Below are 17,785 nucleotides of genomic sequence, written 5' to 3' on the forward strand. Positions count from 1 at the left end.
CTAATAACGGGTTTTTTGTATCGCATAGTTAGGAACCTTAGTTCGCTGCTTTTATTGGGACGCCATATAGCATAAAATGCAGCGTCGATTAGCACAGTAGGTAAAGCAGTAATTATGCGAGTAGCACTTGGAGTAGAATACAATGGCGCACGTTACAGTGGTTGGCAGCGTCAATCTCATGTAAATAGCGTACAACAAGAAGTAGAAAAAGCGTTGTCGCGCATTTGTAATCATCCGGTTGAAATTGTATGTGCAGGGCGCACCGATGCCGGTGTTCATGGCACTGGTCAAGTTGTGCATTTTGATACCCATGCTGAGCGTGAAATGGTGGCCTTTACATTAGGCATGAATACCTTATTACCAAAAGACATTGCTATTCGTTTTGCCCAGCCTGTGGTTGAAGACTTTCATGCTCGCTTTAGTGCCACTGCTCGTCGTTATCGTTATGTTATTTATAATTATGCGTTTCGTGGTGCGGTATTAAATGAAGGTGTTACCCATTTTCATCATCCTTTAGATGAAGTGAAAATGCAGCAGGCTTGCCAATATTTATTAGGTGAGCACGATTTCACATCGTTTAGAGCGCTTCACTGCCAAGCTAATACGGCAACGCGAACGATTCATCATTTATCGGTACAGCGCCAAGGTGCTTATGTCATTATTGATATTAAAGCCAATGCGTTTTTGCATCATATGGTACGTAATATTACCGGGTGTTTAATGGATATCGGTTTACATAAACATGAACCAATTTGGTTAAAAGAGCTGTTAGATGTTAAAGAGCGGGCCAAAGCAAGCGCCACAGCAAAAGCGGCGGGTTTATATTTAGTAGATGTTGATTACCCAGAACACTTTAATATTCCTAGAACGCCGTTGGGGCCATTGTTTTTAGCCGATATCGATATTTAAAAGGTAATCAGGTGGTTATTTTTATACGCTATTATTCGTAGGGCTAACTACTAAGACCAGTTTTTTATACCTTGATAGCGTAATTCATGTTTTAATTGGAAAAATTTGTTTGCATGGTTAACATGTAGACTCGCGACACAGAACAGCATTAAGAGAGTTGCAAATGAGTTGGCTAGAAAAAATCTTACCAAAAACGACTAAATCTTCAGGTCGTAAAGAAATTCCAGAAGGTGTATGGGCTAAATGTACGTCATGTGATTCAATTTTATATAAAGCAGAATTAGAAAAATCACTAAATGTATGCCCTAAGTGCGACCATCATATGCGTGTTAGTGGTCGTAAGCGTCTTGAACAATTTTTAGATGACGGTGACCGTCATGAATTAGGCGCTCAACACGAACCTAAAGATGTGCTTAAATTTAGAGACTCTAAAAAATACTCAGATCGTATTAATGCAGCTCAAAAGTCAAGCGGTGAAAAAGACGCACTGGTTGCAATGAAAGGGAACTTAAAAGGTATTCCGGTTGCTGCAGTTGCATTTGAATTCTCATTTATGGGTGGCTCAATGGCATCGGTTGTAGGTGCTCGCTTTGTTGACGCGGTTGACCAATGTTTAGAGCATAATATGCCGCTGATTTGTTTTTCTGCATCGGGCGGTGCACGTATGCAAGAGGCGCTAATGTCACTTATGCAAATGGCTAAAACCAGTGCTGCACTTGCTAAAATGACCGAAAAAGGCCTACCGTTCATCTCGGTAATGACTGACCCAACAATGGGTGGTGTATCAGCATCATTGGCAATGCTTGGTGATATTAATGTTGCAGAGCCTAAAGCTTTGATTGGTTTTGCCGGTCCGCGTGTTATTGAACAAACCGTGCGTGAAACACTGCCTGAGGGTTTCCAACGCAGTGAGTTTTTATTAGAGCACGGCGCAATCGACATGATTATAGACCGTCGAGAAATGCGCGATACGCTAGCACGTATCTTAGCAAAGTTTATGAACTTGCCTTCTACGGAACAAGAGCATAGAGTAGCGTAAATTTCAGCTTTACTGATTACATGCTATGACAAAAACAATTCCTAGCCAATCATCAAGCCTTGATGATTGGCTTTGTTATTTAGAGAGTGTTCACCCTGCTAATATAGAAATGGGTTTAGAACGCGTTGCTCGTGTTGCTAACAACATTGGGCTTTTAACCTCCTCAAGTAAAATCATTCTTATTGCAGGCACCAATGGCAAAGGCACAACAGCACGTTGTTTAGAGTCACTGTTATTAGCCCAAGGTTATCGTGTTGGTACTTATGCTTCTCCGCATTTAATTCGTTACAATGAGCGCGTACGCGTTAATGGCGCAGAGCTTGACGATCAATACCATGTCGATGCGTTTAATTTATTAGAACAAGGTCGTGGTGACACCCCACTGACATATTTTGAATATGGCACCTTAGGCGCGTTAGCAATATTCAAGCGTTTAGAGGTTGATTACGTGCTGTTAGAGGTAGGTTTAGGCGGGCGTTTTGACGCGACCAATATTGTTACCCCCTATGCCAGCATCATCACCACCATCGACTTAGATCATAAAGAATACTTAGGTGACACGCGTGAATTAGTTGCTTATGATAAAGCGGGTATTTTTCGAGAGAGTACTCCTGCAATTATTGGGGACTTAAATATTCCACATACAATGACCGATTATGGTAAAGAAATTAACGCTAATATGGTGTTATCTGGCAGCGACTTTATTTTTAAAGAGCGCGCGCAGAGTTTTAGTTGGCAATTTAAAGAGCATAATCTTGAGTTACCTAAACCAGCAATCCCATGCCAAAATGTAGCCACGGCATTAACCGCTCTATCGGTATTAAACTTATTACCGAGCGATGAGGTGATTACTCAGTGTTTAGCGAGCTTAGTCGTTGAGGGACGTTTTCAACAACTAAATGCAGAGCCATTAGTGTATACCGATGTAGCACATAATCCTGAATCAGCTCGCTATTTAGCGACTAAATTAGCAAGCTATAAAGATAAAGGCTTTAAAATTCATGCATTAGCCGCTATGCTTGCTGATAAAGATAAGGTCGGTGTGCTTAAAGAAGTTAGTGATGTAGTAGATGAATGGTCGTTTGCGAGCTTAGAGGGCCCACGCGGCGATAGCGCTGCTAATTTACATCAGGCACTTCTAAGCATTCCTAATAGTTATTTTAAACAGGGTTATAATAGCGTAGAGGCAGCATTGGATGCTATCTTGCCAAACCAGCCAAGTAACACACTATTAATTGTATTTGGTTCATTTTTTACCGTGGCTGGCGCTATTCATTACTTTAAAAAATAGAGAGGATGTCGGTGAACTCAGGTTTTATTAATCGCTTAGTCGGAACAAGTATTGTGGTGATCGCAGCAATTGTGTTTATTCCCAATATACTCGATGGTGAAAAAGTGCACTATAAAGAAGGCTTTAAAGCGATTCCAGAACGCTCTGAGTTCAAGACCATTGATTTACAAGAATCAATCGATCAAAAAGTGGCAAATACACAGCCTTTAAAAGAGGATGAAGTTGAAGATATTCAGCCTGATGATGCCGCATTTGAACAGCAAAACAGTGCTGCTCAAACAGACATTACCGACCAGCCTGCAATGGTTGAAGCGGTAATACCTGATACAAACCAAAGCAGTACGGCTGCAATTCAAGAACCTACGCGCCCAGCTAACGAAAACTTAACTAGCATGGCGTATGTTATTCAGTTAGGTAGTTTTTCACATGCAGCCAATGTAAAAGCGCTGCAAGCTAAGCTCAAGGCTAAAGGTTTTAAAACTTTTACTAAACCAGTTAAAACGCCAAATGGGACGTTAACGAAAGTTTTTGTCGGACCATCACTGAATAAACAAGAACTGCAATCTCAACTTCCTGCACTTAAAGAGTTAACCAAACTCAACGGTAAAGTCACCCAATTTGAAGTGACCAAATAAATTCAATAAAAGGAAGTGTGTTTATCGCGAGATATTACACACTTACCTCGTCTTATTTTATACGTTTAAATAGACCTTTATCGCATTTTTAGCTCGCTACCTTTACTTATCAATGCCCACACAAAAATAGCAAAATAGATGCGCTATAAACAAAATGTTTGTTGTTTTTATAACGGTGAGACTGCGCTATTTTTAATCTAAAAATGGTGCGTGTTTACTCACCTGTAATCTCACGCTTAAACTTGCATCACAAGGAGGTTTAGGTATAGAATGCGCCCAAAATTAGCGACTAATTGGTTCTTATGATCTGGGTTGATTACGCCATTCTTGGCATTATTGCACTCTCTACCATCATCGGTTTAATACGCGGCTTTGTTAAAGAAGCTATGTCATTAGCGGTATGGGCAGGGGCTTTCATCATCTCCAGCTTATTTTATCAATATTTAGCTTCCTTCCTAACATCCATTTCTGAACCCCTTTTAAGAAATGCGGCGGCCATTGCCATATTATTCTTTGCGACGCTATTGTTAGGCGGTTTACTAAACTATATTTTAGGTGAGCTTGTACAGCGAACCGGATTATCCGGCACAGACCGTGTTTTTGGTGTGGTGTTTGGTGCTCTTCGAGGCGTGTTGGTCGTGAGCGCGTTACTCTTCTTTCTTGATGCTTTTACTGGTGCGCCAAGTACGCACTGGTGGGGCAACTCTATTTTGATTCCAGAATTTGGCTTTGTAGTTGAATGGTTCTTTTCGTACCTAGAAAACAACTCGAGCTTTTTAAATTCAGTAAACCGTTAATCGGCGAGGATAAATTACATGTGTGGTATCGTTGGAATAGTCGGAACATCGCCAGTTAATCAGGCGATTTATGATGGCTTAACCGTTTTGCAACACCGTGGCCAAGATGCTGCGGGTATCATAACTATTGAGAACAATACATTTAGCTTGCGCAAAGCAAATGGCCTAGTGAAAGATGTATTTCACACTCGTCATATGAAACGTTTGCAAGGCAATATTGGCATTGGCCATGTGCGTTACCCAACAGCGGGTTCTTCAAGTTCGTCAGAGGCTCAGCCGTTTTATGTAAACTCTCCATTTGGTATAGCGCTTGCGCATAATGGTAACTTAACCAATGCCGAGTCGTTAAAAGAGCAGTTATTTTCAGAGGCACGTCGCCATGTTAATACGACCTCTGATTCTGAAATTTTACTTAACATCATGGCGCATGAGCTAAGTAAATCAGACAAACTAAAATTAGACCCTGAAGATATTTTTACCGCGGTTACTGAAGTTAACAATAAAGTAAGTGGCGGTTATGCCACTATCGCCATGATTATCGGTCATGGTATTGTGGCGTTTCGCGATCCAAACGGTATTCGTCCATTGGTGTTTGGTAAACGTGAATCAGCAAACGGTACTGAATACATGTTTGCCTCAGAAAGCGTAGCATTAAAGCCTGACGGTTTTGAATTTGTTCGTGACGTTGCCCCAGGCGAAGCTATTTATGTCACTGAAAATGGAGAGTTTCACTCTTTAAGCTGTGCAGATAAAGTGTCTTACTCACCGTGTATTTTTGAATTTGTTTATTTTGCGCGACCGGATTCAACCATTGACCGTATGTCAGTGTATGCAGCGCGTGTAAATATGGGGACTAAGTTAGGTGAAAAAGTAGCGCGTGAATGGGCAGACAAAGACATTGATGTGGTTATTCCTATTCCAGAAACCTCGTGTGATATTGCATTAGAAATGGCACGCGTGCTTGACTTACCGTATCGCCAAGGCTTTGTTAAAAATCGTTATATTGGTCGTACGTTTATTATGCCAGGCCAAGAGCTTCGTAAAAAATCAGTTCGCCAAAAACTCAATGCGATTGACCGTGAGTTTAAAGGTAAAAATGTCCTACTTGTTGATGACTCAATTGTACGTGGTACCACCTCAGCACAAATTGTAGAGATGGCACGCGAGTCAGGCGCTAAAAATGTTTACTTTGCATCAGCAGCACCTGAAATACGCTTTCCAAATGTATACGGTATAGATATGCCATCTGCGGCAGAACTTATTGCACACGGCCGTGAAGTAGAAGATATTAACCAAAGCATTAGCTCTGATGGTTTAATCTTTCAATCGTTAAGCGATTTAATTGCTGCCGTTAGCCAAGAAAACCCAGAGATCACTAAGTTTGAAACATCAGTGTTTGACGGACAATATATTACTGGCGACATTAATCAAGATTACTTAAACCGTATAGATAAGCTGCGCAACGATTCAGCTAAAAGCATCCGTGAAAACGCAATGTCATCTGGTTTAGAAATACATAATCAAGATGAAAACGAATCTGATTAATAAAGTAATGTCAGCCTGATAGCACTATGAAGGCCAATAAAAAAGGAGCTGTTAAGCTCCTTTTTTGCGTCTATAGAAAAGGAATATTTAAGTAAACATGGGGCTGATAATGCCGTTGGTCCATAGCATAGCGGTAAGCGCTAATATAATAACCAGTAAAATTAACCCGCATGTAACAACAGAGCTTGCATAAATAAAGCCGCGCTCCTGCGGAATGTGCATCAAAATTGGCACGCCGGTATACAGTAAATAAACTGAGTAGGCGAGTGCCACTAACCCAACACACACCACAAACCACAACTCAGGCCAAAAAGCTGCCAATGCCGACATAAACACCGGTGTTGCGGTATAAGCTGCCAGCTCAATTGTTTGGGTAAAAGTCGGTTTAGCACCAAAAGTAACCGCCATCCAATGCGCTAAATAGGCCAGTGCAAATACACCGCCAATTAAAGCGACATACATGGCTGCGCCAATCATCAGTGCGCTTTCATGGGTTAAAAATACTGGATTACCTGTACCTATACTCCAGCCTAAGTAAACCGATGAGTAGTACCCCATTGCAGAGGGAAATAAAGCGATAAGCAAAATGTGCGATAAGCTATAGGTTAAGCTTTCGTGACGGTTATCAATTGTTTGCCATTCTTCGAGTGGATGGGCGTATAAACCCCATAGGTGATTTAGTATCATTGCGTGCTCTCCATAAAAGGATATATTACTGTTTGGTTATAATTGGTTTGTTTTTTATACAGTCCATTTAGTTATGGTTCAGTAAGTATACAAAGTCAAGTTATCCACATGCTTGCAATAAGGGCGAGTGTTTATTTTATTCAGAGTAATATTTCATGTTAAAATGCCACAATCGCAATTTTTAGCAATGAGTAGTCAGCGTGCCACATAGCCAGCTTTTAGAGCCAATTAACAATTTTTTATTATGCAGTACTCCCGATGAGTGGGTTGAACAAGCAATCAAAAAAGAAAACTTACCCATCATATTAATTGATCACTTAATTTGTGAATTAAAAGCGGCGCAAAGTGCCATGTTTTTAATTCGTAAGTATGCGGTAGATAAAGAGAGCAGTGATGCACTGCTTGAATGGCTTAAACCGTTTGAAACGCTTATTTATAAACGTGAGGGAAATTGGCGTGATTTAGCGGCTAAAAATAAACTCACTAAATCCATTATCCCTAAATCTAACTCGCCTTATGGCCAAGATTTAATTGATAAAATGGTGATGTTAATAAAAGAAGAGTTGCATCATTTCTATCAAGTGTTGGAAATTATGGATGAATACGGTGTTGAATATAAAAGTATAACGCCATGTCGTTATGCCAAAGGCATGCTACGCAATGTTAAAACGTTTGAGCCCAATGCCTTAGTTGATAAGCTTATTGTAGGTGCATACATAGAGGCTCGCTCGTGTGAGCGCTTTGCCAAACTTGCACCCCATGTAGATAAACGCTTGGGTGATTTTTATATTTCATTGCTGCGCTCTGAGGCACGTCATTACCAAGATTATTTAACCCTTGCTCAAGAAATTGCTGATTTTGATATTACCGAGCGGGTAAAAGAATTTGCTGAAATAGAAGCGCAGCTAATTACATCGGACGACGAAGACTTTAAATTTCACAGCGGCGTACCTATTACTGCTTGCCAACAACCCGCATAATTTACACATAAAGCTGCTACCAGTTAAACAGCAAACTGTTGTAGCAGCTAATTTTAATTAAATTCTTTTTAAATTAGACACATCCAATACCCTCACCTAATATTAGAATAACTATTTAAATTATTTAACTTATTGCTTTGTAATTCCTTTTAATAACAAGGTCATACCTTATTTATTATTGGGTGAGAAGATATGCAAGATAAAGAGGGATTGTTTGTATTTGCAGCTGAAGAAGAACAGGCAGATACAGAGCTGAAAGCATGGAAAATATTAACCGTTGAGGATGACCTTGATTATCAAAACGCGTTAGTTAACAGCTTAAAAGAGCTAAAAGCCAAAGATGGTTATAAATACGAGTTGTTAACAGCAAATTCGGTACCAGAGGCGGCTTTGGCGTTGAGCATGCACCCTGATATTGCACTTATTTTTATAGATGTGGTGATGGAGGCGGATGACTCAGGTCTGCGTTTAGTGAATACTATTCGAGAGGTCATCGGTAACGCAGAAATGCGTATTGTGCTCTTAACAGGGCAACCTGGTTTTGCACCAGAGAGCGATATCATGAAAATGCTCGATATCGATGAATACTGGAATAAATCAGACCTATCTGCCGAGAAGCTGCAATCAATTGTTAATAGCAACATGCGCACTTGGGAGTATATCTCACAAATTAGGTCAGCCAAGCAAGGTTTACAGTTGGTGCTTGATGCATATAGAAGTATTAACGGTAAGCACGATATGGCCTCTTTCTCTTATGCTGTGCTTAAAGAAATTAGCAACATTTTAAAAATAACCGAAGGTGGTGGTATTTTTTGTTCGAGTAATTCAAACCCTAGCTCTGAATGTTTAATACTCTCAACCCATGGTTGCTTTAGTGGCATTAAAGGGCAACCTGTGGGACCTAATCTGCCTGCAGAAATGCTGCAAGACTTTAAACAAGCGATTAGAGAGCGTCGTCATATTTTTTCAAAGCACCACAGTGTGTTTTTTTTCGAAACGCCAGATCAGCAGGGCGCTGATTACATTACTATCGTCAAATCAGACAACCCAATTAATGAGCAAAATGAGTATTTACTTAAAGTATTTAGTGAAAATGTGAGCACAGGATTTGCTAATATTTCGTTATTAAATCGCTTAACCGAGCTTGCTTATACCGATGTGTCACTTAACTTGCAAAACCGTAACTGGTTAACCCGTGAAATAAAGAACATGAATGCGCAGGAGCGGCTAAAAACGCGATTGGTCATTTTTGATATTTATCAGTTTGACGAAAAAGCATTCACCTTTGGTCATGAATTTTGTAATAAATTAATGAAGTTAGTTTACCAGAGTATTGTTGATAGCTTTACTAGGTATGACCCCCGCATAGCATTGATTAGTAACAAAGCGTTTGGCATGTTAGTGAGCGTTGACTTTGATATCTCAAATGCAGTTAGTTACTTTCAAAATAAACAAAAATTCGAAATTGAACAAGTTAAGCAATACATTGATGCGCGTATTTTAGAATTAAAATTAAATGTAGCTTTAAACTTAACACCTGAAAAAGTAATCAGCCTTGCAGAGTCGAGCCTGAACTCTTCGCAGCTAAACCAAACTAAGTATATTCAGCATACCGAGGAAAAAACAGATCAAATTACTCGTCGTTATGAGCTGATGGCTGAGCTCAGAACGGCTATAGGTAATAAAAGTTTACAGGTGGCGTTACAACCCAAAATCAGCTTATCAACCTTGAAACCAGCAGGTTTTGAAGCGCTTGCTAGGTGGCAAAGAGCCGATGGTAGTTTTGTTCGCCCTGATGAATTTATAGAGTTAGCTGAAACAGCCGGGTTAATTAATGAACTAGACCATGTGATTTTCGAAAAAATACTAGAGACTATTAACCAACTTAAAGAGCAAGGCTGCAACTTACCCGTTGCATTTAATGCATCCTCTTATGATTTAGTTGAGCCAAGTTATTTTGAACAGATAAAAACTAAAATTGAAGAGTACGATATTTCACCTTCTATGCTTGAGCTTGAGGTGACCGAAACACAAGCTATAAGTAATTATAGCTTAATTAAAGAGGCGCTTGAGCGGTTTATTGCTTTGGGCATGAAAGTCAGCATTGATGACTTTGGTACAGGGTATTCGTCTTTGGCTCATATCAATGAAATACCGTCTACGTCGATAAAAATAGATCGCTACTTTGTTAGTGATCTTGAATTTAATGACAACAATCAGTACATGATTAAGATGATATTATCTTTAGCGAATCAGTTTAACTTTTCGGTAATTGCTGAAGGTGTTGAGAATGAATTTGAGGCTCAGTGGTTACATCAGCAGGGGTGCGAAACTGCTCAAGGATACTACTTTTCTAAACCATTATTTTTAAAAGATTTAATTGTGTGGCTAAAACAGTTTGAAGTGAGTAAGAATGAATAGCTTCAGTAGCTTTCCGATCGGCTCAAAAAAAAGTGTGTTATTAAAGTCTTCGTTCAGTTTATTTATCACTTTATTTATTGGCTGGCTTATATACGAACAAACATATCAAGAAAAAATAAATACCATAAAAGCTAAGCAAGATGAAAAGTTAGTCCTTATCAGTAGTGACTTTTCCTCGGAGATCAGTAATATCAAAATGCTAACTCGGATACTAGCGCAAGCGCCAGTATTAAAGAGCAATAGTAAAAGTGCCTCGTCAGCGCTCAGACAAAGTAGAGCTGAGATAAACAACTATTTTCTAGATTTTGTAGCTACCACCGACAATATCTCTCAGATTCGCTGGCTAGATAAGCACGGGCAAGAGCAATACCGCATTAACGCAGTGAATGGTGTTGGCGAAATTGTATCGCCAGGTGGTTTGCAAAATAAGCAAACCCGTTACTACTTTCAAAAAGGGATGCAGGTCAGTGCGCCTGACATTTTTGCCACAGAAATAGATTTAAATATCGAACGCAACCAAATTGTAATTCCTCATCAACCAACAATCCGTGTAACCTATCGTACGGATAAAGAAGATTACCTATTAGATGGTTTGCTAGTGGTAAACTTTAACTTAGATTATTTGTTTGATCAGATTAAAAGTTACAACCAAGAGAGCACTTTAATTAGCATTTTAAACCACGATGGCTTTTGGTTATTAAATACTGATGCTGAATTAGAGTGGGGGTTTATGTATGGTAAAAATGAGCAAACACTCGCTTTAAAAAAACCAGAGCTTTGGCAGCAAATTATTGATGCAATGTAGAATATGGTTCGCACTTTTTTAATCATAGTCTTTATACCTACCGCCGCTTTTCTATTTTTTCGTTGCGCGAGAACAAAGGTAGAATTAGCAATGCTGACAAAGAATTAATTATTCTTATAAGTAGCCCCAATGAATTGTTAATAACTGTACGAAATGCGGCCTTACGGTTAGCGTTAATTTGCAGTGGATTACTATGTTTAATTAGCTTTGGTTTTATTTATCGTGAGTATAAGTTTCAAAATCAGCTATTAGCCCTGTCACATAAATTACATATTGAAAAGATAGAACTAGATATCGTTAACCGTGAGCTTGATGCCACAATTAAGCAGCAGCAACTGCAAGAAGGGTTAATTGAAGCGCAAAAACTATCCTCATTAGGGTTGCTCGTGGCAGGTGTTGCTCATGAAATGAATACGCCTATCGGTGGAGCCGTTATTTCTGTTTCAAATGCAGATATGGCATTGAATAAATTAAATGAAGCGATGAAACAGGGGCTGACTAAATCAACGTTAGAAAGTACTACAACAAGTATTGGAGAGAACCTAGCGCTGGCTAAAATTAATTTAAATAAAACCGCCGTATTAGTAAAAAGTTTTAAAAAAATGGCGATTGATCGCCATAATGATGAGTTTATTGCATGTGATATTGAAAAAATTATTGAAGAGATATTATTGTCATTAAACTCCAGGTTAAAAAACTCGCCAATAAAAGTGAAAACTGTTTTTTTACTTAATAAACAGGTAATTAGCTTGCCAGGTATTATTTCTCAGGTGGTCGAAAACTTAGTGGTTAATGCGCTAAACCATGCTTTTGATGAAAAGCAGGAGGGGGTAATAGAAATAAAAGTCGAACAAGCGACTAATAATAGGGTGAGGCTGAGCGTGTCAGATAATGGCAAAGGTGTTGATGGTGAGATAAAGGCAGATATATTTGAACCCTTTTATACTACAGCTAGAGGTAAAGGTAACACGGGTTTAGGTTTATATATGGTTTATCAATGGGTAACCCAGATTTTAAAAGGGGACATCAAACTTCATTCAGAACCACAAAGCGATACCTATTTTAAAACGCAATTTATTATTACTTTACCTGACTTAAAAGCAAAGTCTCATTACGATTAGTCAATAAAGGCTAAAAACCCTACAAGGGGGTCGAAACTAACTCTTGAGAATCAGGGGTAACCACTAAATACGAACCTTGAGTATACCAATCGCCCAATACTGTGCGAGTAAGCGTTTGGTTATTAACTTCATAGGTATGTACATCAGGGCGGTGAGTATGGCCGTGGATCATATTAGCCACGTTATGTTTGGCGAAGGTTTCGAGTACTGCGCTTTGCACCACATCCAGTATTTCTATAGGTTTGTCTGCTTGGCTAAGTTTACTTTTTTCACGTGCATCACGCGCTATTTTTTTACGATACCACAATGGCATAGCAAGCATAAGTTTAGGCCACCACCAACCACGGCTCTTTCGACGAAACTTTTGATACTCAACATCCTGGGTACACATTTCATCACCGTGCAAAATGACAGTAGGAGTGCCGTAGAGGTCGATCACTGTTTGCTCATTCAGTAAGGTCATTCCTGCCATATCGGCGTACTGTTCTCGCATGATAAAGTCGCGATTACCGTGTACAAAATAAATAGGAATACCTAAGTTATTAACCGCTTTTAGCTGTTCTGCCACTGCCGCTGAGAGTTCGTTAACATAATCGTCACCAACCCACACTTCAAAAAAATCACCTAAAATATATAGGGCGTCTACTTTTTGAGGAGTAATATGGGCGTGTAAAAATTTAAAAAATGCCGCTGTAATATCAGGGCGATTTTCACTCAAATGTAAATCGGCGATAAAGTAGGTTTGGCGAGTCATGGTGATTCCATTTAGATAAAAGCGGGTGAATACCCGCTTTATGCATTCTTTGAAGAATAATGCGGTCTTAGCTGACAGTTACACTTTCAATTACCACATCTTCAAGTGGTACATCTTGGTGGAAACCATTGCTACCAGTTGCTACACCTTTGATTTTATTTACTACGTCCATGCCTTCTACTACTTCAGCAAACACACAGTAACCCCAGCCCTGTGATGTTTCACTGCTGTGGTTTAAAAAGTCGTTGTTATTCACGTTAATGAAAAATTGCGCTGTAGCCGAGTGTGGATCAGGCGTGCGTGCCATTGCTAATGTACCTACTTTGTTAGATAGGCCGTTGTTCGCTTCATTTTCAATTGGGTCGTTTACTTCTTTTTGTTCCATACCCGGTGCAAAACCACCGCCTTGAACCATAAAACCATCAATTACACGATGAAAAATAGTGCCGTTATAAAAACCTGAGTTTGCATACTCTAAAAAGTTTTTTACTGTATTTGGAGCTTCGCTTTCGTGCATTTTAATGGTGATATCACCAAAATTTGTGTGTAGAACAACCATGAGATTTCCTATAGCTGGTTTGAATATTGACGCTATTTTATCGTAGTTGACCCAGATTAACAAAGAGCTTTGATAAACCGCTAGAGCCCATGCTTAGCAAGTGGTAACATAGCTTTTCTGTTAATCGTGAAGGAAAGCAACTAAATGGTACAAATATACAACACACTGACACGCCAAAAAGAAGAGTTTAAACCTATGGTCGATGGAAAAATTGACATGTATGTGTGTGGTATCACCATTTATGATTACTGTCACATTGGCCATGCACGCACATTTGTGGGTTTTGATGTAATTGTTCGCTACCTTCGCCACTTAGGTTACGATTTAAAGTATGTACGTAATATTACCGATGTTGATGATAAAATTATTAAGCGCGCAAATGAAAACGGTGAGGCGATTAACGACTTAACCGTGCGTATGACTAAAGCCATGCATGAAGACTTTGACAGTTTAAATATGCTACGTCCTGATATAGAGCCAACCGTAACCGGCCACATGGATGAAATTATTGCTATGGTTGAGCGTTTGATTGCCAAAGGCCACGCTTATGTTGCAGCCGATGGCGACGTTTTATTTGATGTTTCTACCTTTGAGCAATACGGAGCTCTTTCGCAACAAGATTTAACCATGTTGCAATCAGGTTCGCGTGTTGAAGTAGCTCAAGATAAAGACGATCCTCTTGATTTTGTTTTATGGAAAAAAGCCAAAGCAGGGGAGCCGTCGTGGTCATCACCTTGGGGTGAGGGTCGCCCTGGTTGGCACATAGAATGTTCAGCAATGAGCTCTAAGCACTTGGGTGAGCATTTTGATATTCATGGTGGCGGTTCTGACTTACAGTTCCCGCACCACGAAAATGAAATTGCCCAATCATGCTGTGCTAATAATGGTCAGTATGTAAATACCTGGATCCACACAGGTATGGTACAAGTGAACAAAGAAAAGATGTCTAAATCGTTAGATAACTTTTTTACCGTTCGTGAGGTATTAAAGCAATACGACGCAGAGTCGGTTCGTTATTTTTTAATATCAGGCCATTACCGCAGTCAACTGAATTATTCGCAAGAAAACTTAGACCAAGCACGTTCGTCTCTTGAGCGTATTTATACGTCATTACGTGGCGTTGAGCCAGTTGAATGTGAGCTTGAAGGTAATGAGTATGTAACTAAGTTTAGAAAAGCCATGAATGATGACTTTAACTCACCTGAAGCATTACCGGTTGTGTTTGAAGTTGCTAAAGAGCTAAATCGTGTAAAAGACAGTGATAGCGAAAAAGCAGGACATTTAGCCTTTATTCTACGTAGCTTAGGTGAAATACTTGGTATTGCTCAACAAGCACCAGAGGCATTTTTACAAGGCGGTCAAAACGACGATGAAGTGGCTGAAATTGAGGCACTGATTGTAAAACGTAATGACGCACGTGCCAGTAAAAATTGGGCTGCAGCAGATGAAGCTCGCGATGCTCTAAATGCGTTAGGTGTAGTACTTGAAGATTCAGCGGGAAAAACAACGTGGCGTAAAGCTTAGGGTTTGTTGAGCTTTGCGGATTTAGCCATAACGCGCTGAACACAAAAAAAGGGTTGCCATAGGGTAACCCTTTTTTGGTTATATCAATTGCATTAGATTGATTATGCTTTTAATAAAATTGATATTGTTGACCTCAATTATAGTTGAGGTTTTAAACTCGCATTCATCAATTTAAAAATGGAAAATTAATGAATATTTTACTTGCCATGATCCCAGCTTTTTTATGGGGAACGACTTATGCGGTAACTAAATACGCAACCCCAGAGTGGCCGCCAATCTTGCTAGGAGCCATACGTGCACTCCCTGCTGGTTTATTATTGTTGTTATTTAAACCTTCTTGGCCAACGGCTAAACAGTGGCCAGGCATTTTTCTAATAGGCGCAATCAATATTGCGTTGTTTTTTAGTTTTATTTTTGTAATGGCGATTAATTTACCTGCTGCGATTGCAGGTGTCGGTATGGTGTCTGTACCGGTAGTGGCATTATTGTATGCCTGGCTTGTTAAACGGCAACAGCCAGCGTTAGTGCAAGGATTTTGTGCCCTTGCTTTAGTGTTTTTAGCATGGCGCTTATTTGACCCACAACATATTGCACTTAATTTATTGGGAGTAGTGGCACTGATAGGGGCGCTATTGACTATTGTTATAGGCAGTACGCTGGTAAAAAAAGTGACCGCTAAAGTACACTGGTGGACAGTATTAACGTGGCAATTAATCATTGGTGGCAGTTTGCTAGCGATTGCTGCTGCAATACAGGCTTTTTATTTTGCTCCCCAGCAGTATCAATTTTTAACTGCATCAATAAATACAACCCAATGGCTGGCGCTATTTTGGCTGGTGGTGCCTAACACTGCTTTAGCCTATATTTTGTATGTTTGGTTATTAGGGCGAATGACAGTGGTTGAATTTACTTTTGGCACTATAGCTAACCCAATTGCCGGCATTTTATGTGCAGGGTTATTGATTAACGAACAATATGAAAGTTGGCAGTACGCGATTATGTTATTAATGATCGTATTTTCGGTATTGCCACAAGGCTTGGCATTAATAAAACGAAGAATGATGATACAAAAAGCCCGCAATTAAGCGGGCTCTTCATTACTTTATTTTTTGTTTATTAGCTGTGATATTTTTCACACGCTTCTAGCGTATTCTCAATTAAGCTAGCAACCGTCATCGGGCCCACACCGCCTGGTACAGGGGTAATAAAGTCAGCTTTTTGTTCTGCGACGGCGTACTCTACATCACCCACTAATTTACCGTTGTCTAAACGGTTAATACCTACATCAATAACAATGGCGCCGTCTTTTATCCAATCGCCAGGAATAAATTCAGGTTTACCCACTGCTACAACCAGTAAGTCAGCACGACGTACATGCGTTTCTAAATCTTGGGTAAACTTATGGCAAACAGTGGTGGTACATCCGGCGAGTAACAGCTCAAGTGACATAGGTCGACCCACAATATTAGAGGCACCAACAACCACAGCATGCATGCCTTTGTAACGTACGCCGGTTGAATCTAGTAAAGTAATAATACCCTTAGGTGTACATGGACGAAGAGCAGGCATACGCTGTGCTAATCGGCCAATATTATAAGGGTGAAAACCATCAACGTCTTTGTGTGGAGTAATACGCTCAAGAATTTTTTCTGCATCTAAGCCCTCTGGTAAAGGGAGCTGCACTAAAATACCATCAATTTCACCATCAACATTCAACTCATCAATTAATGCTAATAGCGCTTGCTCTGTGGTGTCTGCTGGTAAGTCGAATGACTTAGAAATAAAACCAACCTCTTCACAGGCTTTACGTTTTGAACCAACGTAAACTTGGCTTGCTGGATCTTGTCCAACAAGTACCACAGCTAATCCTGGGGCTCTAAGGTTTTGTGCAACACGTTCTGAAACTCGTTCAGCCACTGCGCTACGTACTTGTTTTGCTACTGCTTTACCATCAATGATGTTTGCCGTCATGGGTGACCTTTAATTAGGTTAATTAACTTGATACCGATACATTTAAAAAACGAATGCATATATAGGGGTTAAAATGCCGATAAAGAAAACACCTTTATCTTACTCATTTTTTAATATGGCAGCTATTTTCGCAGAAAAGCGGTTAAGCGCCAAGTTGCTTTTAAAGTATAAGCGCTCGAATTATAAAAAAGAGTTTAAATTTTATCCCTGTATCGTAATATTTGACCATTATGAACTAAAAATGAGCAATTGATTTGTTTTCTTAAAAAAACGTTTGACCTAACCCAGTCAAATCACTATTATGCACCCCGTTGTCAACGAGGTCACTCGCAGACAATAGTAAGTATCGGCGATTAGCGCAGTTTGGTAGCGCACTTGGTTTGGGTCCAAGGGGTCGCAGGTTCAAATCCTGCATCGCCGACCATTTTTTATGTTTATTCATAACAATTTAACTTACTAGTGAACTATGAAGTTTTCGATGCGCCCATAGCTCAGCTGGATAGAGCAACGCCCTTCTAAGGCGTCGGTCGAAGGTTCGAATCCTTCTGGGTGCGCCATTTTGAAAACACTGTAATGCCGTGGTGATTGTAGCTCAGTTGGTAGAGCCCCGGATTGTGATTCCGGTTGTCGTGGGTTCGAGCCCCATCAGTCACCCCAATTTACAAAAAGAATATCGGCGATTAGCGCAGTTTGGTAGCGCACTTGGTTTGGGTCCAAGGGGTCGCAGGTTCAAATCCTGCATCGCCG

16 protein-coding genes and 4 tRNA genes are annotated in these 17,785 nt (G+C 39.9%); 16 read left to right on the forward strand and 4 right to left on the reverse strand.

What is annotated here, in order from left to right; all coding sequences use genetic code 11:
• Positions 1–114 precede the first annotated feature (114 nt).
• From truA to purF, 6 genes are all read left to right on the forward strand, one after another.
• Entirely contained in the window at positions 115–909 is a 795-nt protein-coding gene (truA, locus tag AAEY57_RS12505) for a tRNA pseudouridine(38-40) synthase TruA (protein WP_350607985.1), read from the forward strand.
• Positions 910–1,072: 163 nt separating this feature from the next.
• Positions 1,073–1,948 (forward strand): acetyl-CoA carboxylase, carboxyltransferase subunit beta, encoded by an 876-nt coding sequence (accD, locus tag AAEY57_RS12510; protein WP_008111068.1) that lies wholly within the window; start codon positions 1,073–1,075, stop codon positions 1,946–1,948.
• A 25-nt stretch (positions 1,949–1,973) separates the two neighbouring features.
• The gene (gene folC, locus AAEY57_RS12515) at positions 1,974–3,239 is read left to right on the forward strand and encodes a bifunctional tetrahydrofolate synthase/dihydrofolate synthase (protein WP_262975974.1); all 1,266 of its coding nucleotides are present in this window, start codon (positions 1,974–1,976) and stop codon (positions 3,237–3,239) included.
• Between the two features lie 11 nt (positions 3,240–3,250).
• The gene (locus AAEY57_RS12520) at positions 3,251–3,874 is read left to right on the forward strand and encodes an SPOR domain-containing protein (RefSeq protein WP_262975973.1); all 624 of its coding nucleotides are present in this window, start codon (positions 3,251–3,253) and stop codon (positions 3,872–3,874) included.
• A gap of 302 nt (positions 3,875–4,176) precedes the next feature.
• Entirely contained in the window at positions 4,177–4,671 is a 495-nt protein-coding gene (locus tag AAEY57_RS12525; RefSeq protein WP_024601787.1) for a CvpA family protein, read from the forward strand.
• Positions 4,672–4,689: 18 nt separating this feature from the next.
• Positions 4,690–6,216, forward strand: coding sequence for an amidophosphoribosyltransferase (gene purF / locus AAEY57_RS12530; RefSeq protein WP_350607986.1), 1,527 nt, complete (start codon positions 4,690–4,692; stop codon positions 6,214–6,216).
• Positions 6,217–6,303: 87 nt separating this feature from the next.
• On the opposite strand, the gene AAEY57_RS12535 is transcribed toward purF, so the two are convergent.
• A complete protein-coding gene (locus AAEY57_RS12535) occupies positions 6,304–6,903 on the reverse strand; it encodes a Yip1 family protein (RefSeq protein WP_008111059.1) in 600 nt (199 codons plus the stop codon).
• Between the two features lie 200 nt (positions 6,904–7,103).
• Between AAEY57_RS12535 and miaE the strand changes: the two genes are divergently transcribed.
• The 4 genes from miaE to AAEY57_RS12555 all read left to right on the forward strand — a co-directional run bounded on the left by miaE (position 7,104) and on the right by AAEY57_RS12555 (position 12,230).
• Positions 7,104–7,883: a tRNA isopentenyl-2-thiomethyl-A-37 hydroxylase MiaE gene (gene miaE / locus AAEY57_RS12540; RefSeq protein ID WP_350607987.1), complete on the forward strand. Its 780-nt coding sequence runs from the start codon at positions 7,104–7,106 to the stop codon at positions 7,881–7,883.
• 192 nt (positions 7,884–8,075) lie between these two features.
• Positions 8,076–10,304, forward strand: coding sequence for an EAL domain-containing response regulator (locus AAEY57_RS12545; RefSeq protein WP_350607988.1), 2,229 nt, complete (start codon positions 8,076–8,078; stop codon positions 10,302–10,304).
• The gene (locus AAEY57_RS12550; RefSeq protein WP_350607989.1) at positions 10,297–11,109 is read left to right on the forward strand and encodes a hypothetical protein; all 813 of its coding nucleotides are present in this window, start codon (positions 10,297–10,299) and stop codon (positions 11,107–11,109) included. Before AAEY57_RS12545 ends, AAEY57_RS12550 begins: the two co-directional genes overlap by 8 nt.
• Positions 11,110–11,243: 134 nt before the next feature.
• Entirely contained in the window at positions 11,244–12,230 is a 987-nt protein-coding gene (locus AAEY57_RS12555; protein ID WP_350607990.1) for a sensor histidine kinase, read from the forward strand.
• A gap of 19 nt (positions 12,231–12,249) precedes the next feature.
• On the opposite strand, the gene AAEY57_RS12560 is transcribed toward AAEY57_RS12555, so the two are convergent.
• Complete coding sequence (locus tag AAEY57_RS12560; RefSeq protein WP_350607991.1) at positions 12,250–12,984, reverse strand: UDP-2,3-diacylglucosamine diphosphatase; 735 nt, start codon at positions 12,982–12,984, stop codon at positions 12,250–12,252.
• Positions 12,985–13,051: 67 nt separating this feature from the next.
• Entirely contained in the window at positions 13,052–13,543 is a 492-nt protein-coding gene (locus tag AAEY57_RS12565; RefSeq protein ID WP_013465455.1) for a peptidylprolyl isomerase, read from the reverse strand.
• A 144-nt stretch (positions 13,544–13,687) separates the two neighbouring features.
• Here AAEY57_RS12565 and cysS point away from each other — a divergent pair, with 144 nt between their 5' ends.
• Together cysS and AAEY57_RS12575 are read left to right on the forward strand one after the other, a co-directional pair.
• Positions 13,688–15,067: a cysteine--tRNA ligase gene (cysS, locus tag AAEY57_RS12570; protein ID WP_335675182.1), complete on the forward strand. Its 1,380-nt coding sequence runs from the start codon at positions 13,688–13,690 to the stop codon at positions 15,065–15,067.
• Between the two features lie 188 nt (positions 15,068–15,255).
• Positions 15,256–16,152 (forward strand): DMT family transporter, encoded by an 897-nt coding sequence (locus AAEY57_RS12575; RefSeq protein WP_350607992.1) that lies wholly within the window; start codon positions 15,256–15,258, stop codon positions 16,150–16,152.
• A gap of 31 nt (positions 16,153–16,183) precedes the next feature.
• Here the strand turns inward: AAEY57_RS12575 and folD are convergent, their stop codons facing one another.
• Entirely contained in the window at positions 16,184–17,038 is an 855-nt protein-coding gene (folD, locus tag AAEY57_RS12580; protein WP_013465452.1) for a bifunctional methylenetetrahydrofolate dehydrogenase/methenyltetrahydrofolate cyclohydrolase FolD, read from the reverse strand.
• A 347-nt stretch (positions 17,039–17,385) separates the two neighbouring features.
• Between folD and AAEY57_RS12585 the strand changes: the two genes are divergently transcribed.
• The 4 genes from AAEY57_RS12585 (at position 17,386) to AAEY57_RS12600 (ending at position 17,785) form a co-directional block, all read left to right on the forward strand.
• Positions 17,386–17,462: transfer RNA gene (locus AAEY57_RS12585), tRNA-Pro, on the forward strand.
• 56 nt (positions 17,463–17,518) lie between these two features.
• Positions 17,519–17,595 (forward strand) — tRNA-Arg (locus AAEY57_RS12590).
• Positions 17,596–17,619: 24 nt separating this feature from the next.
• A tRNA-His gene (locus AAEY57_RS12595) sits at positions 17,620–17,695 on the forward strand.
• A gap of 17 nt (positions 17,696–17,712) precedes the next feature.
• Positions 17,713–17,785 (forward strand) — tRNA-Pro (locus AAEY57_RS12600).

The sequence above is a fragment of the Pseudoalteromonas sp. MER144-MNA-CIBAN-0113 genome, assembly GCF_040308965.1.
Taxonomy (GTDB): Bacteria; Pseudomonadota; Gammaproteobacteria; order Enterobacterales; family Alteromonadaceae; genus Pseudoalteromonas; species Pseudoalteromonas tetraodonis.

Coding starts and splice junctions, on each gene's coding strand:
- truA (WP_350607985.1), top strand. CDS start 115: ATGCGAGTAGCACTTGGAGTAGAATACAATGGCGCACGTTACAGTGGT.
- accD (WP_008111068.1), top strand. CDS start 1,073: ATGAGTTGGCTAGAAAAAATCTTACCAAAAACGACTAAATCTTCAGGT.
- folC (WP_262975974.1), top strand. CDS start 1,974: ATGACAAAAACAATTCCTAGCCAATCATCAAGCCTTGATGATTGGCTT.
- AAEY57_RS12525 (WP_024601787.1), top strand. CDS start 4,177: ATGATCTGGGTTGATTACGCCATTCTTGGCATTATTGCACTCTCTACC.
- purF (WP_350607986.1), top strand. CDS start 4,690: ATGTGTGGTATCGTTGGAATAGTCGGAACATCGCCAGTTAATCAGGCG.
- AAEY57_RS12535 (WP_008111059.1), bottom strand. CDS start 6,903: ATGATACTAAATCACCTATGGGGTTTATACGCCCATCCACTCGAAGAA.
- AAEY57_RS12545 (WP_350607988.1), top strand. CDS start 8,076: ATGCAAGATAAAGAGGGATTGTTTGTATTTGCAGCTGAAGAAGAACAG.
- AAEY57_RS12550 (WP_350607989.1), top strand. CDS start 10,297: ATGAATAGCTTCAGTAGCTTTCCGATCGGCTCAAAAAAAAGTGTGTTA.
- AAEY57_RS12560 (WP_350607991.1), bottom strand. CDS start 12,984: ATGACTCGCCAAACCTACTTTATCGCCGATTTACATTTGAGTGAAAAT.
- AAEY57_RS12565 (WP_013465455.1), bottom strand. CDS start 13,543: ATGGTTGTTCTACACACAAATTTTGGTGATATCACCATTAAAATGCAC.
- cysS (WP_335675182.1), top strand. CDS start 13,688: ATGGTACAAATATACAACACACTGACACGCCAAAAAGAAGAGTTTAAA.
- AAEY57_RS12575 (WP_350607992.1), top strand. CDS start 15,256: ATGAATATTTTACTTGCCATGATCCCAGCTTTTTTATGGGGAACGACT.
- folD (WP_013465452.1), bottom strand. CDS start 17,038: ATGACGGCAAACATCATTGATGGTAAAGCAGTAGCAAAACAAGTACGT.